Genomic DNA, 13,910 nt, shown 5'->3' with positions numbered 1-13,910 from the left:
GGTGTCTCGCAACTGGGCCCTCGGTAGGTTCTGTCCCGATGGATGATCAAGTGACCTGGGCGGACAAGGGCTTCTGGGAGCCGGGAGAAGCCGTCGATCTCACCACGTACGCAGCCTCCGGCCGCAACCTCTTCGACGGCTCGTTCACCTGGCCGGTGATGGTGCTCAAGAAGAGCGCGCTGGAGCACAACATCGCGACCCTCGCGGGCTTCGCCGAGGAGCACGGCCTGCTGCTCGCCCCGCACGGCAAGACCACGATGGCGCCGTCGCTCTACCAGCGACAGCTCGACGCCGGCGCGTGGGCGATCACCGTCGCCTCGCCCAGCCAGGCCCTGGTCGCCCGCCATGCCGGCGTGCGCAGAGTCCTCGTCGCCAACGAGATCCTCGACCACAGCGCGCTGAGCTGGGTGGCCTCCGAGCGTGCGGCCGACCCGGAGTTCCTCCACCTGCACTGGGTCGACTCGGTCGAGGGTGTCGAAGCGGCGGCCGAGGCGTCAGCCCTGGTCGGCGTCGAGGACCGACCGATGGCCGTGCTGATCGACCTGGGCTTCCCGGGCGGACGGACCGGCTGTCGTTCCGTCAAGGAGGCTGTCGAGCTCGCGCGGGTGGTCGACTCCACGCCGGGCGTACTCCTGGCAGGGGTGGCCGGCTACGAGGGCGGGCTGCGGACGGCAGAGGCGGTCGGCGATTACTTCGACCGTCTCAAGGAGCTCGCCTCGAGCCTCTACACGTTGGGCCTGATCGCTGCCGACGCCATCGTCTCCGCAGGTGGCAGCGCCTTCTTCGACGTCCTCGCCGAGCGTTGGTCCACGGGCTGGCCGGACGGGATGACGCCTCGCAAGGTCCTGCGCAGCGGTGCGTACGTCACCCACGACCACGGTCTCTACGCCGGCGAGACGCCCTACGGCCGTATCGAGGGCACCCTGGACCCGGCCATCGAGGTCTGGGCACAGGTGATCTCGGCCCCCGAAGAGGGGCTGGTCATCGTCGGCATGGGCAGGCGGGACGCGCCCTTCGACCACGGCCTGCCCGTCCCGCTCGCGGTGCGACGCAACGGCTTCGGTGGCGCGGAGCCGCTCGAGGGCACCGTCGAGAAGCTGGCCGACCAGCACGCCTTCCTGCGCACCGACGCCGGGCTGCGGCCGGGCGACATGGTCAGCTTCGGGATCTCGCACCCGTGCACGGCGTTCGACAAGTGGCGGCTGATCCCGGTCGTCGATCTCGACTACACCGTGACCGACCTGGTCCGGACGTACTTCTGAGGGCTCAGGCGATGTCGGAGAGTCGCAGCCTGACCTGGTAGAACGCGCCGTGGTCGGTGGCCCGACGGGCCGAGGGGCCGGAGTAGACCTGGTAGCGGCCGGGCCGCAGCGACGGGCTGAGGAAGGCCTGGTCGATCGGCGCCCGGCGCGCGGTGGCGCACTTCTCATGCTTCGCGAGCGGACTCACCAGACCGGTCCCGGGTGAGGTCAGGTCGCACAGGATGTCGTTGCGCTGGTTGAAGTCACCGGCGACGACCATCGGCACCTCGGCCCGCGCGACCACGTCCTTGACGATCCGGGCGTTCAGGTCGCGCCACTTCTTCTGCCTCGGGGCGGACGGGAGGCTCGCCGGGAAGTGCACGGGCAGGACCCCGACGCGCTGTCCCGAGGAACGCTCCTCCAGCACGACCACCGGAGCGCTGACCCGGGCGCCGTGGCGGTAGTACATGGTGACCGTGTCTTTGCTGACCAGCCGGAACACCGAGCGCCGGTAGAAGACCGCGTCGTCGGTGGCATCGGGCGTGGAGACGAGGCCGAACTCACGGCCGAACGACTCGAAGGCCTCCCGTTGCGGCGCCTCCACCTCGGCGAGCACGCCGAAGTCGATGACCGTACGCCGCAGGTGACCCACCACGATCCGCATCCGCGGCACGCCGTCGAGCCGGCCGGCAGCAGCACCTCCGGGCGCGGTGTGGTGGTCGGCCCAGGCGTTGAGCCAGGCGAAGCGCTGGAAGCCGGGCTGTACCGGTCCGGCCTGGGCCACCTTGACGGTCGGGCCGGCGGAGGCGGTCGTCGGGACCAGGAAGCTCATGGCGACGGCGATGACGCCGCACAGCGCGACCGCGGGCACGATGGCCCGCCATCGGTGGTCGAGCTTGGCGAGACCGTCCGAGGCAGTGGGGGACACGCCTACCGACGGTATGAGTCCGCCGTGTGCGCCGAACCAAACGCTTTCGAATACTCGGAAACCTCGGGTGAACTCCGGCGCCTACAGGTCCATGAAGATCAGGGCGCCCGCGATGTCGGCGGTGCCGTAGTGGAGGTAGTCGTCGACAGTCGCTTCCGGTACGCCCTTCTGCGCGGTCACGAAGCCGACGACGACCGCCTTGGAGGAGTCCTTGGCGACCCACTTCCCGATCACGTCGTCCGCGATGAGGCTGCCGGTGGGTAGGTCGAAGTCGGTCTCCTTGACCGACTCCGCGGCCGCCGTCGCCTCCGCCTCGCTGTCGAAGACGTAGATCACCCGGAGCATCCGCAGCTTGCCGCCCTCGGCGTCGTGGATCCCCATCGCGGCATACCCGCAGCCCTTCTTCTCCAGGGCGGCCGACGCGATCGGCCCGCAGTCCGGATAGTCCTGGGAAGCCACGTACGTCGCGTTCATGCTCACGTCGCCGAGCTTGAACCTCCAGTCACCCTCGAACAGATCCGCGGCCAGTCCGCCCGGGGCAGGAGCGGTCGCCGACGTGCTCGGCGTGGCCGTCACCGTCAGCGGCCCGGGCTTGGCCGTAGGGTCCTCCTCGCCGCGGAGAACGACGAGAGCGGCAGTGATGATCACGCCGATCACCAGTACCACCGCGATCGCACCGAGCCCGATGACGATGGGCCACGGGTTGTGCGGCTTCTCCGGCGGTGGCCCTCCGGGGCCGAACGAATTTTCGTTCGGCGGCCAGGGGGCCGGTGTCCCAGGCTGGAGGTTCGGCGCAGGAGGCATCGCGCCGTATCCGTCCGGCGGCGGTGGTGGTGTCGGCGTAGTCATCGGACCCCCTGGCCGAGTAAAGATTCACGTAGGAGAAACGTTCCCACGCGGTTCCACGATTCTCTCGTACGCCCCCCAAACACCTATCGGCCGGGACAGCATCGGTAGCGGCCGGAAGTAGTCCGGGACGTTTCCGCCCCTCTACCCGCAGGTAATAGGCAGAAACGTCCCGGACTACCTCGTTCACGCCGTCCTGATCACGGAGCGACCGGGTAGTGGCTGGAGATCGCGATGCGGTTCCAGGCGTTGATGGAGATCGCGACCCAGGTGAGGGCGGCGATCTGCTTCGCGTCGAGGATGCTCTCGACGTCCACCTTGGGGGCGGGGGAGGTGTGCAGGTCGCCGATGCGGGTGATCTGCTCGGCGATGGTGAGGGCGGCCTGCTCCTCGGGGGTGAAGTACTGCGACTCCCACCAGGCGGCGACGAGGGCGAGACGGTCGGCCGTCTCGCCGTTCTTGATGGCGTCCTGGGTGTGCATCCGCAGGCAGAAGGCGCAGCCGTTGATCTGGGAGGCGCGGAGCTTGACCAGGTCGACGGTGAGCCGGTCGAGGCCGGCGACGGTGATGGCCTCCTCGACCGCCTCCTCGACGGCCATCTGGGCCTTGTACGCGGCGGGGAACAGCTTGGTCACGTTGACGTTGGCGAGCATCTGGGTCCTTCGGGTCTGGCCCGCCACTGCGCGGGCACTCACCAGGTTGACGAGGCGGCCGATGCGAATGTGAGGTCGCCACCTCACAATCGCGATGTCTGGCTCGTCACACTGGGTGAACCCCGGAGGAGATGCCACGATGCCTGACATGGACGACCTGGGCGAGGTGATGATCGAGCGCCGCCGACTGATCGCGCTCGCCTACCGCCTGCTCGGCACGGTCGAGGAGGCCGAGGACGCGGTCCAGGAGACCTACCTGCGGTGGTACCGCCTCTCCGACGACGAGCGGGCGGCGATCGACAACCCCTCCGGCTGGCTGAGCCGTGTGACCAGCCGGGTCTGCCTCGACGTACTCAAGTCGGCGCGCAGCCGCCGGGAGAGGTACGTCGGCCCCTGGCTGCCCGAGCCGGTCCGGCCGGGTTTCCTGGCAGCCCCCGAGGATCCGGCCGACCGAGCGACCCTGGACGACACGGTGAGCACCGCGCTGCTCGTCGTGCTCGACGCGATGACCCCGGCCGAGAGGGTCGCGTTCGTGCTCCATGACATCTTCGCCGTACCGTTCGGCGACATCGCCGGGGTGGTCGGCCGCTCGCCGGCCGCAGTGCGGCAGCTCGCCGCCTCCGCACGCCGCCGGGTCGCCCAGCAGCGTGACGACGTCGCCCCGCTGCCGGAGCACGACGACGTCGTACGCGCCTTCGTCGCGGCCACGGCCGGCGGCGACCTCGGCCGGCTGGTGACGCTGCTGGACCCGTCGATCACGCTCCGTTCCGACGGCGGTGGCAGGGTCAGCGCGGCCCTCAACCCGATCGCCGGGCCGGAGAAGGTGGCGCGGTTCCTGCTGGGCGTACTCACGAAGCGGCCGACCTGGGAGATCCGGACCGAGGCCACCGCCGACGGCCTCGGGTTCACGTTCGTCGAGGACGGCGCTCACCGCGGCGTCGCCAACCTGCGGGTCGCCGGCGGCCGGGTCACCGACGTCTGGATCGTCCTGAACCCGGACAAGCTCGCCCGCTGGAGCTGATCCCAGGAACGGTCAGAGCCACGATCCGAGCGTCGGCGCGTCCACGAGGTCGTGCGGTCGCCCGGCGAGCCAGGCAGCCACCTCGGGAAGCGGGCCCTCGACACCGAGCAGGTCGTCGTCAGCGAGTCCCCGCTTCGTACGGATCTCGTCGGCGAGGGCGAGCAGGAAGTCGTCGGGCAGATCGGCGAAGGTGATTCCGACGCCGAGGTCTACGGCGTGGACGAAGACCTCACGGGCCCGCATCCACGGGACGTCGCTCGCCTTCCGGGTGACGAGCTGGGCGGTGATCACCTCGTGCTCCCACTGCTCGGGGGTCAGCCGGTCCATGGCCGCGTCGAGCTCCGCGGCGCCGCGGTGATACCACGAGCGAAGCTCCTCGGCCGGTCGCGTCGCTGCCTCCTCGATGTCGGCGTTGCGCTGCTCCGTGGAGGCGTACATCCGCTTCTCCACGCCCGTCTCGGCCCAGGAGATCAGGTTGCCGAGGGCATCGGCGTTGGCGGCGACGTGGCCGACCAGGTGCTTGCGGGTCCAGCCGGGCAGCTGCGAGTCGGCGTCGAAGGCGGGACTGTCCAGACCGTCGACGGCGCCGGTCAGCAGAGCCGTGCCCTCCGCGACCCAGCGACGGGAGTCGTCGAACGTACGTGTCGGGGTGGTGCCGATCAGGACGGACATCACGTTCAGCCTTTCACGATCATGTCGGTGAGTCGGGGCGGGAGTGCCTCGAAGACGTGGTCATTGTCACAGCCCCCTCCTCAGCTCGGTCAATCTCCTGCGGAGGCGAGCGATAGATGCTTGGTTTGGTGTGATCAGGAAGAGGTGGGATGGACAAGCCGCTCAAGACCCGGCCCCCGTATGCGATCACCAGCGTCGACCACGCACTCAAGCTGGCGGCGATCCTCCAGCTCGAAGGCCGCCTGACCGTCTCGGAGGCAGCGGCTCGGCTCGACGTAGCCCGCTCCACCGCCCACCGGCTGCTGGCGATGCTGGTCTACCGCGACTTCGCGGTCCAGGACGAGGACAAGGTCTACCGAGCCGGACCGGTGCTGGAGCTGGCCGCCCACTCTCGCTCGACCGCATCCCGGCTCCGCCAGGTCGCGCTGCCGCATCTGCAGCGCCTGGTCGACCTGTTGGGCGAGTCCGCCAACGTCGCTGTACGCACCGGTGACACCTGCCGGTTCATCGCCTCGGTCGAGTCGCCGCAGTCGCTCAAGGTCGGCTCCCGCGAGGGCATGGTCTTCCCCGCTCACCGCACCACCGCCGGCCTCCTGCTCCTGGCCCAGATCTCCGACGACGAGGTCGCCTCGATCTACTCCCGGGAGAGGTACACCGACCACCTGGCCGACCGCCCGGACATCGGCGCGCTGCGTACCGAGCTCGAGCGCGTACGCCGCAACGGCTTCGCCTTCAACGACGGTCGCTCCGAGCGGGGCGTGGTCGCCGTCGGCGTCCCCGTCCGTGGCGCCGGCGGCGACATCGTCGCCGGGATGTCGATCTCCATGCCCAGCGTCCGCTACGACAAGGAGTCCCTGCCGAGCGTCGTCGCGACCCTGATGTCCAGCGCAGCGGCACTGGAGCGTGACCTGAGTCAGGGGTGATCTGCGTCAAGTTGGTGCCGGTAGCATCGGTTCGCGAGTTAACCTGGGCCTAATGAGCAACACCCCGCCCTCCAGCGATACCCGCGAATCGAAACCGGCCCGCATCGATTGGCTCGCGACCACCGCAGGTGCCCTTGCTGCCGTCACCTCCGCGGTGCTGCTCTCCACGCTGGGTGCCGTCGGCACCCTCGTCGGGGCGGCGCTCGGCAGCGTCGCGGCGACGGTCGGCACCAACCTCTACTCCCAGTGGCTCGCGAAGAGCCACGAGAAGGTGACCAGCGTCCAGGCCCTGGGCCGGTGGCGGTCGGCCGGGCTCGCCGGCGTACGGGCCACCTCGGAGCCTGCGACCGAGCCGACTTCGGGCTCCGTGGGCGAGGCGGCGGAGGTGGCCGATGCGGCCGAGGGTGGCGACACGGAGCCGACGCCGTCGTGGCAGGAGCGCCTCAAGACGCTGCCCTGGAAGCGGATCGCCCTGCTCTCCTTGGCGATGTTCGTGGTCGTGGTCGTCGCGATCACGATCTTCGAGCTGGCGGCCGGGCGCAGCGTCAGCTCGATCGTGGGTGGTGGGGACAGCAGCACGACGATCTCCCGGGTGACCGGCGGCGGTTCCGAGAAGCGGGACGAGAAGCGGAACGAGGATCCGTCGCCGGGCGCGACCGCGACTCCGGAGGAGTCCGCGGGTGCGAGCACTGAACCTTCGGAGTCGACCGAGCCGTCGGAGTCGGCCGCGACGGAGACGCCGAGCGCCGAGCCGTCGAGCTCGACCGGGTCGAGCGCCTCGCCGTCGGCGCAGCCCAACGAGGGTGGCGGCGTCTCGACGGAGCCTTCGCCCACGGTAGGAGCCTCGCCCGGAGCAGAGGACCAGGCGACCCCCTGACCCGGGCTCACATCCGGAAGAGGATCTCCGCGCCGAGGTCGGTGTTGCCGTAGGAGGTGTACTCCTTGCCCTGGGCCACGGTGATGCCGTCGCTGGCCGTGACCATGGTGTAGACGACGTACTTGCCGTAGTCCTTCACCTTGAACCAGCCCTGGGTGTAGTCGGGCAGGGAGGCTTCCGTGGGCGGGATCACGTGCCGCGGCTCGATCTTCTTGGCGGCCTTCCCTGCGGCCTCGACGGTGCTGAAGTCGTAGATGAAGTGGGTCATCCGCAGGTTGCCCCGCTGAGCCTTGTAGGAGACCCGCGCGGCGTAGTCGCAGCCGAGGTTGCGGATCGCGGGCTTCAGGGTCGCCTTGCAGCCGGAGTAGTCCTTGCCGCTCAGGTAGCGGGCCTTCAGGGTGACGTCGCCGTAGGTGAACTCCCAGGGGCGGGGGACGTCGTCCTTGGAGAGGTGTTCGGGGCCGATGGTCGAACGCGAGCTGGTGGCGCCGTCGCTGGGGTCGGCCGGGGAGCTGGTCGCGGGCCAGTCGGGCTTGCCGCTGGACTCACCGCCGACGTCGGAGCTTCCGCCACCCTGGCTCGCCGACTCGCTCGGTGTCTGGCCGGCCGAAGCCGTGTCGCTCGCGGTCGGTGCTCCGGCGGTCGTGGCCGCGTCGTCGCCGCGGGTGAAGAGGGCATAGACGACCACCCCGCACACGACCACGAGCCCGAGGGAGACGGCGATGGTCAGGATCTGGCGCAGCGGCCCGCCCTGGCCGGCGCGCTCCTTGCGGGCGTTGAACGCCGGTCGGTTGCCGCCGTCGTCGGAGAGTCCGATCAGGCGCTCGTTGTAGTCGAAAGGCGCAGGCTGCTTCTGCGGCTCCTCGTCAGGCGCGCCCGAACCGGGGGAGCCTGGGGGCGGCGGATACGGCATGGGGTTTGTCTACCATCTATCAGCAGTCGCCACGCCGAAGGTTTGGAAGACGGACGAATTCCCGCCCGAATCCTCGCTCGAGCAGCGAGATGAACACGGATACCCACCGTACGCGGCCCAGGACCCGGGTACCTACAACTTGGCAATGCTTACCCAATCCTCTTCTGTGGGCGGGGCGCCGCAAACCCTGCGGAATCGCGTGTTGCTGCATTGCAGGAATTCGATGAACGAGTCTTTGCAATGCGAATTCTTGGGGAATCGATTGTGATGCGGAGCAAGGGAAAGAACACGAAACTCAGTTACCCGCCCCCGGTAAGCCGCGAAACCCGTGGATTCGGGTGCGGAAGCCCACAACACATGGGCCTTTCCCCCAGGAGGAGACGTATGAGGTTCCAACGCACCACCTTCCGTCCCCGCACGATCGCCGCGCTTGCCGCGGGTGTGGGTCTCGCGGCCTCCGCCGCCGTCGCCGTCCCGGCAGCCGCCGCGGATGCCGAGTTCAGCAAGGCCGAGGTCGCGTCGGTCAAGTCGGCCGTCGCCGAGTCCGCTCCGGTCGGCTCGTCGTGGTACACCGACCCGGCCACCAACAAGGTCGTCATCACCGTCGACGAGACCGTCTCCGCGGCCGAGATCGCCGAGGTCAAGGAGGCTGCCGCCGAGAAGACGAGCCAGGGAGACGAGGCCGTGACCGTCAAGCACACCAAGGGCGAGTTCAGCCCGCTCATCGGCCCCGGCGACGCCATCTACGGCGGCGGCTCCCGCTGCTCCCTCGGCTTCAACGTCAAGGTCGGCGGCGCCGACTACTTCCTGACCGCGGGCCACTGCACCAACGCCGTCTCGACCTGGTACGCGAACTCGTCGAACACCACGCTGCTCGGCTCGACCGCGGGCTCGAGCTTCCCGGGCAACGACTACGGCATCGTCCGCTACAACTCGACGATCTCGAAGTCCGGTGGCTTCACCGCGGGCACCGCTCGCGTCGGCCAGAGCGTCACCCGCGACGGCTCGACGACCGGTGTCCACACCGGCACCGTGACGGCGGTCAACGCCAGCGTCCGCTACGCCGAGGGAACCGTCAGCGGCCTGATCCAGACCAACGTGTGCGCGGAGCCCGGTGACTCCGGTGGCGCGCTCTACTCCGGTTCGACCGCACTGGGTCTGACCTCCGGCGGCAGCGGCAACTGCTCCACCGGCGGAACCACCTTCTTCCAGCCGGTGACCGAGGCGCTCAGCGTGTACGGCGCCACGATCTACTGATCAAGTGCTCTTGACCGAGCGTTACTGATCAAGCACGAGTACGCCGCGGGGTGAGGTGGTTTGGGCCACTTTGCCCCGCGGCGTACGAAATTTCGTCGAACTACGAAAGTTTTTTGCCAACGACTGGCCGATGAGGTGCCTACAACGACATACTCACTGTGGTCGTGTTCGGGCACAATCCGCGGTGGAGGAACGTATGAGGTTCACCAGGTCACGTAACCGTCTGCTCGCAGCAGCGGTCGGACTAGGGCTGGCGGCTAGCGCCGCGGCCACGCCGGCGGTCGCCGCGCCACCGGAGGTGGGGGCCCGCGCCAACGCGCTGGCGGCCGCCTACGCCGCCGTCGACTCCGCGGTCAACAGGTCCGCGCTGTCCGGTATCGCCTGGTACACCGACGAGGCCACCGGCAAGGTGGTCGTGACCGCGGACTCCACCGTCCCCGCGTCCGCGCTGAGCAGGCTGACCGAGACGGTCGGCGCCGATGCCGACGCGATCACGATCAAGCGCGCCAAGGGCGAGTTCAAGCCCTTCATCGGCTCCGGCGACGCCGTCTACGGCTCAGGTGTTCGATGCTCGGTTGGCTTCAACGTACGCAGCCGCGGCACCCACTACTTCCTCACCGCGGGCCACTGCGCCGAAGAGGTGGCGACGTGGTACACCAACTCCGGTCGGACCACCCGGATCGGGCCGACCGTGAAGTCGAGCTTCCCGGGCAACGACTACGCGCTGGTGCGCTACGACAACACCTCGCTGACCCACCAGGGCGGCTACTCCGTCGGTGACGCCCGCGTCGGCCAGCGGGTCACCCGCGACGGCTCGTCCACCGGCGTGCACTCCGGCCGGGTCGAGGCGCTCGACGTCTCGGTCCGCTACCGCGGCTCCGGCACCGTCCGCGGCATGATCCAGACCGACATCTGCGCCGAGTCGGGTGACTCCGGCGGCCCGCTCTACGCGGGCTCAACCGCCCTCGGGATCACCTCGGGCGGCTCCGGTGACTGCGACTCGGGCGGCACCACCTTCTTCCAGCCCGTCCGCGAGGCCCTCAACGCCTACGACGTCAACATCTACTGATACGCAGCTCGAATGGGGGCGAAGTGGTTCAGACCACTTCGCCCTATTTGGTAATGATTTCCGCCTGGCGGTGAAATTTTCTTCCTCCGCATAGCCGACCGATCGAGCCGCCGACATACTCCCGAGAAGGCGTGCTCGGGCACATCGCGGTGGTCGGGCATTCCTGGCGCCTGCAACCACGCGGGTGCCTGGTCGTTCGTAGGAGGAACACATGAGGTTCACCACGTCCCGCACCCGTCTGGCCGCAGTCTTCGCCGGTCTTGGCCTGGCAGCCACAGCTGCCACCACGCCGGCCGTCGCCGCACCAGATCACAAGGAGTTCAGTCCGAAGGCGCTGGCAGCGGTCCACTCCGCCGTCGACAAGTCAGCCGTATCCGGCATCGCCTGGTACACCGACGCAGCGACCGGCAAGGTCGTCGTCACCGCCGACTCCACCGTCTCGAAGGCAGAGCTCGCCAAGGTCACCAAGGCCGCCGGCGCCGACGCAGAGGCACTCACGATCAAGCGCACCGCCGGCGAGTTCACCACGCTGCTCGGCGCCGGCGATGCGATCTACGGCTCCGGCTACCGCTGCTCGTTGGGGTTCAACGTGCAGAGCGGCAGCAGCTACTACTTCATCACCGCCGGTCACTGCGGTGACGAGGTTCCGACCTGGTACGCCAACTCGGGCCAGTCGACCCTGATCGGCCCGACGGTCTCCTCGAGTTTCCCGGGCAACGACTACGCCCTGGTTCGCTACGACAACCCCTCGCTCTCGCACCCCGGCGGCTTCTCGGTCGCCGATGCGTACGTCGGTGAGCGGGTCACCCGAGACGGCTCCACCACCGGTGTCCACACCGGCACCGTCCAGGCGCTCAACGTCACCGTCCGCTACCAGGGCTCCGGCCGGGTCAGCGGCCTGATCCAGACCAACGTGTGCGCCGAGCCGGGCGACTCCGGCGGTGCGCTCTACGACGGCACCAAGGCCCTCGGCATCACCTCGGGTGGCTCCGGCAACTGCTCCACGGGCGGAACGACCTTCTTCCAGCCCGTTCGTGAGGCCGTCAACGCCTACGGCGTGAGCATCTACTGATCCGCCCGACCGCTGGTCGAGCCCCGCTCACGAGGCTCGACCAGCGGTCGTCTCAAACCGCCATCGGGATGAGGGCTGCGTCGGCGGAGTCCTTGATGAGCCGGGCGTACGCATCGAAGAGCCGCTGTTCGGAGAGGCGCTGCCGGTTGCGGAAGATCCGCTCGAAGTGCTCCTCGCGCTGGGCGAAGGCGGCCTTCCAGGACTCGGCCATCTCGGCCGGGTCGAAGCTCGAGACCAGACGGAGGTCGCCGACCATCGCCGGAGCGTCGCCGACCGGCGTGGTCACCGGGACCGCGCCGCATGCCATCCCCTCGAGCAGGCACAGCGGGGCGGCCTCGCCGAATGCCGAGGTGAGCGTGATCAGGTCGGCGGCGTTGTAGAGCGGCGCCATCTGGCTCTGGATCCCGAGAGCGTGCAGGTTGGTCTCCAGCGCCGGCCACGCGCCGAGCTCCTCGGTGATGAGCTGGGCGAAGGCCGGGTTGTCCGCGGTCATCCCGGCGCCGCACATGACGAGGTGGGCGTCGGGGTGCTCCTGCACGAACCGGCGCGCCGCCCGGACGAAGAGCGGAATGTTCTTCATCTCGTCGAAGCGGGCCGCGATCATCACCACGGGTGCGTCGCCGTCCACGCCGAGCTCGGCCCGCTTGCCGGCCCGCAGCTCGGCGTCGGTGCGGAACTTGTAGAGGTCGACCCCGTTGGGGAAGACCGGCAGCCGCTCCAGCGGGATCCCGGTCGCCTCGTGGTACGCCCGCTGGGTCGACTCCGCGCAGCACACGGCCGCGGTCAGCAGCCCGGCCCGGTCGAGGTCGATGAGCTCCTGCACCCCGGCCCCCTGGTGCTCCGGGTCGGAGCGGTGCAGGCAGGTGATCAGCGGCGTCCCGGACGTACCCACCCTGCCCAGCACCGTGAGTGGCTGCTCCTTGAGGGAGAGCACCACGTCGGCCTTCGCCACCGACTGCGCCACGCGCTTGAGCTGGCTGGTGGTGATGGGGCCCGTCGGCGTACGTCTCAATGCCCGCACCGGCACGCCGGCCGAGGTCAGGCGGCGGTAGGAGTTGTCGGAGGAGATCCGCTGCGCGGTGAACTCGCGCTGCACGCGGTCGCTGAGGCTCAGCACGCTGTGCTGCTGAGGCGTGGTGGCGTCGAGCGCGCGGACGACTGCGGTGTGCAGGATCCGGGCGCCACCGGCGAAGAAACCTTCGTACAGGGAGAGAACGGAAGGGCCGTCCTCGAGGAATGTCACGGTGGACATGTCGACCTCACTTTTTCCGCAGGAGGCATCGCCCGAGCGGTGATGGTGGTGGGGCTACGGCAGAGATATGCGGCTTCGTCCGGACGCTAACGCGTCCGTGGGCGCATCCCAAGACATCATCGGCTCGGGGCGAAGGATTTCACTTGATCGTCATCTTCACGCGCGCATCGTAGGAGCGGCGGAGGATTTATCGAAACCGGCGGGGATCCGGGCTCGATTTACGGTATCTGATGTGGTGTTCGTCACGCTATGCGTTCCTCGACATTGCTCGGTGAACGATTGGCGCGGGTCTCGGACGCGCTGCTGAATAGGGCCCCGAGGGTGGCCGGATCCCGCTACGTTCGGGGCTATGACGACCGAGGTGACGACGTACCGCTATGTCCGTTTCGCTCTGTGCTGTCTGCTCGCGGGGCTCGCGATCTCGGTGGGCGCCGAGACGATCACGAGCGGGGAGTGGCAGACCTCCATCTCGTCCTACTACTACACCCCGGCGGGCCCGGTCTTCACCGCGGTGCTGTGCGCGCTGGGCGTGTGTCTGGTGGTGCTGCGGGGCTATACCGACGCGGAGGACACCGCGCTCAACCTCGCCGGGCTCTCGGCGCCGATGGTCGGCTTCGTGCCGACGCCGGAGATCGGGCAGCAGATCGACAAGGCCGCCATCGTCAACAACGCCTGGAGCTATCTGGCGGTGATGGCGATCGGCTGGGTGGTCGTGCTGATCTTCGGGCTCCGCAAGCGCGCCGCTGCCGGGGCCTGGCCGTCGCGCTGGGGCGCCATCGGGCTGGTTTCCGTCGCGGGGGCATGGGTCGTCGGTGTGGGCTGGCTGCTGATCGACCAGGAGAGCTTCGCGGCGAAGGCCCACGGGCTCGCGGCGATCTTCACCTTCACGCCGTTCGCGCTGGCGGTCGTGCTCAACACCGACTGGGGCGTGCGGAAGATCGCGCGGGAGGCCGACAAGGCGCGTACGCGGCTGGACAAGACCTACTGGGCGCTGGTCGTGGCCATGGTGGTGTTGCTGGCGGCCGGCATCGTGCTGGGCCTGACCGGCTGGACGTACTGGCTGCTGGCGACCGAGGTCTCGCTGCTGGTCTGCTTCACGATCTTCTGGGTCATCCAGAGCTTCGACCTGATGGACCCGGAGCGCGACGCGCTCACGACGCGTCCGCGAACAGTGCTTTGATCGCGG

General features: G+C 69.0%; 14 protein-coding genes. 8 read left to right on the top strand and 6 right to left on the bottom strand.

Annotated features, from left to right (window positions below; genetic code table 11):
• Positions 1 to 38 precede the first annotated feature (38 nt).
• Positions 39 to 1,262 carry an alanine racemase gene (locus OG801_RS13920; RefSeq protein ID WP_406036144.1) on the top strand — a complete coding sequence of 408 codons (1,224 nt, stop codon included), beginning with the start codon at positions 39 to 41 and terminating at the stop codon, positions 1,260 to 1,262.
• Between the two features lie 4 nt (positions 1,263 to 1,266).
• Here OG801_RS13920 and OG801_RS13915 read toward each other — a convergent pair whose 3' ends face one another.
• The 3 genes from OG801_RS13915 to OG801_RS13905 form a co-directional block, all read right to left on the bottom strand.
• Positions 1,267 to 2,169, bottom strand: coding sequence for an endonuclease/exonuclease/phosphatase family protein (locus OG801_RS13915; RefSeq protein WP_406036143.1), 903 nt, complete (start codon positions 2,167 to 2,169; stop codon positions 1,267 to 1,269).
• A gap of 81 nt (positions 2,170 to 2,250) precedes the next feature.
• Entirely contained in the window at positions 2,251 to 3,018 is a 768-nt protein-coding gene (locus OG801_RS13910) for a hypothetical protein (RefSeq protein ID WP_406036142.1), read from the bottom strand.
• A gap of 197 nt (positions 3,019 to 3,215) precedes the next feature.
• Entirely contained in the window at positions 3,216 to 3,710 is a 495-nt protein-coding gene (locus OG801_RS13905) for a carboxymuconolactone decarboxylase family protein (protein WP_406036141.1), read from the bottom strand.
• Between the two features lie 97 nt (positions 3,711 to 3,807).
• Here OG801_RS13905 and sigJ point away from each other — a divergent pair, with 97 nt between their 5' ends.
• A complete protein-coding gene (sigJ, locus tag OG801_RS13900) occupies positions 3,808 to 4,689 on the top strand; it encodes an RNA polymerase sigma factor SigJ (RefSeq protein ID WP_406036140.1) in 882 nt (293 codons plus the stop codon).
• A 12-nt stretch (positions 4,690 to 4,701) separates the two neighbouring features.
• Here sigJ and OG801_RS13895 read toward each other — a convergent pair whose 3' ends face one another.
• On the bottom strand, positions 4,702 to 5,361 hold the full coding sequence (locus OG801_RS13895) for a maleylpyruvate isomerase family mycothiol-dependent enzyme (protein WP_406036139.1): 660 nt from the start codon (positions 5,359 to 5,361) through the stop codon (positions 4,702 to 4,704).
• Positions 5,362 to 5,510: 149 nt separating this feature from the next.
• Between OG801_RS13895 and OG801_RS13890 the strand changes: the two genes are divergently transcribed.
• Positions 5,511 to 6,284, top strand: a complete 774-nt coding sequence (locus OG801_RS13890) for an IclR family transcriptional regulator (protein ID WP_406036138.1) — start codon at positions 5,511 to 5,513, stop codon at positions 6,282 to 6,284.
• Positions 6,285 to 6,336: 52 nt separating this feature from the next.
• The gene (locus OG801_RS13885; protein WP_355017372.1) at positions 6,337 to 7,161 is read left to right on the top strand and encodes a hypothetical protein; all 825 of its coding nucleotides are present in this window, start codon (positions 6,337 to 6,339) and stop codon (positions 7,159 to 7,161) included.
• 7 nt (positions 7,162 to 7,168) lie between these two features.
• On the opposite strand, the gene OG801_RS13880 is transcribed toward OG801_RS13885, so the two are convergent.
• The gene (locus OG801_RS13880) at positions 7,169 to 8,074 is read right to left on the bottom strand and encodes a hypothetical protein (RefSeq protein WP_355017373.1); all 906 of its coding nucleotides are present in this window, start codon (positions 8,072 to 8,074) and stop codon (positions 7,169 to 7,171) included.
• A 384-nt stretch (positions 8,075 to 8,458) separates the two neighbouring features.
• Here OG801_RS13880 and OG801_RS13875 point away from each other — a divergent pair, with 384 nt between their 5' ends.
• The 3 genes from OG801_RS13875 to OG801_RS13865 all read left to right on the top strand — a co-directional run bounded on the left by OG801_RS13875 (position 8,459) and on the right by OG801_RS13865 (position 11,472).
• Positions 8,459 to 9,331: a S1 family peptidase gene (locus OG801_RS13875; RefSeq protein ID WP_355223672.1), complete on the top strand. Its 873-nt coding sequence runs from the start codon at positions 8,459 to 8,461 to the stop codon at positions 9,329 to 9,331.
• 196 nt (positions 9,332 to 9,527) lie between these two features.
• On the top strand, positions 9,528 to 10,400 hold the full coding sequence (locus tag OG801_RS13870) for a S1 family peptidase (protein ID WP_355017375.1): 873 nt from the start codon (positions 9,528 to 9,530) through the stop codon (positions 10,398 to 10,400).
• Between the two features lie 211 nt (positions 10,401 to 10,611).
• Entirely contained in the window at positions 10,612 to 11,472 is an 861-nt protein-coding gene (locus tag OG801_RS13865) for a S1 family peptidase (RefSeq protein ID WP_406036137.1), read from the top strand.
• A 52-nt stretch (positions 11,473 to 11,524) separates the two neighbouring features.
• Here OG801_RS13865 and OG801_RS13860 read toward each other — a convergent pair whose 3' ends face one another.
• A complete protein-coding gene (locus OG801_RS13860) occupies positions 11,525 to 12,724 on the bottom strand; it encodes a glycosyltransferase (protein ID WP_355017377.1) in 1,200 nt (399 codons plus the stop codon).
• Positions 12,725 to 13,073: 349 nt separating this feature from the next.
• On the opposite strand from OG801_RS13860, the gene OG801_RS13855 reads away from it, so the two are divergent.
• Positions 13,074 to 13,904, top strand: a complete 831-nt coding sequence (locus OG801_RS13855; protein WP_355017378.1) for a hypothetical protein — start codon at positions 13,074 to 13,076, stop codon at positions 13,902 to 13,904.
• Positions 13,905 to 13,910: the final 6 nt, after the last annotated feature.

Source organism: Nocardioides sp. NBC_00163, from assembly GCF_045206295.1.
Lineage (GTDB): Bacteria > Actinomycetota > Actinomycetes > Propionibacteriales > Nocardioidaceae > Nocardioides.
The sequence above is the reverse complement of the archived record's forward strand: the minus strand, read 5'-3'. Positions and strand labels throughout refer to the sequence as shown.

What these genes read in the sequence shown, in the direction of transcription:
- OG801_RS13920 (WP_406036144.1), top strand. Translation starts at nt 39, where the DNA reads ATGGATGATCAAGTGACCTGGGCGGACAAGGGCTTCTGGGAGCCGGGA.
- OG801_RS13910 (WP_406036142.1), bottom strand. Translation starts at nt 3,018, where the DNA reads ATGACTACGCCGACACCACCACCGCCGCCGGACGGATACGGCGCGATG.
- sigJ (WP_406036140.1), top strand. Translation starts at nt 3,808, where the DNA reads ATGCCTGACATGGACGACCTGGGCGAGGTGATGATCGAGCGCCGCCGA.
- OG801_RS13895 (WP_406036139.1), bottom strand. Translation starts at nt 5,361, where the DNA reads ATGTCCGTCCTGATCGGCACCACCCCGACACGTACGTTCGACGACTCC.
- OG801_RS13890 (WP_406036138.1), top strand. Translation starts at nt 5,511, where the DNA reads ATGGACAAGCCGCTCAAGACCCGGCCCCCGTATGCGATCACCAGCGTC.
- OG801_RS13885 (WP_355017372.1), top strand. Translation starts at nt 6,337, where the DNA reads ATGAGCAACACCCCGCCCTCCAGCGATACCCGCGAATCGAAACCGGCC.
- OG801_RS13880 (WP_355017373.1), bottom strand. Translation starts at nt 8,074, where the DNA reads ATGCCGTATCCGCCGCCCCCAGGCTCCCCCGGTTCGGGCGCGCCTGAC.
- OG801_RS13875 (WP_355223672.1), top strand. Translation starts at nt 8,459, where the DNA reads ATGAGGTTCCAACGCACCACCTTCCGTCCCCGCACGATCGCCGCGCTT.
- OG801_RS13870 (WP_355017375.1), top strand. Translation starts at nt 9,528, where the DNA reads ATGAGGTTCACCAGGTCACGTAACCGTCTGCTCGCAGCAGCGGTCGGA.
- OG801_RS13865 (WP_406036137.1), top strand. Translation starts at nt 10,612, where the DNA reads ATGAGGTTCACCACGTCCCGCACCCGTCTGGCCGCAGTCTTCGCCGGT.
- OG801_RS13860 (WP_355017377.1), bottom strand. Translation starts at nt 12,724, where the DNA reads ATGTCCACCGTGACATTCCTCGAGGACGGCCCTTCCGTTCTCTCCCTG.
- OG801_RS13855 (WP_355017378.1), top strand. Translation starts at nt 13,074, where the DNA reads ATGACGACCGAGGTGACGACGTACCGCTATGTCCGTTTCGCTCTGTGC.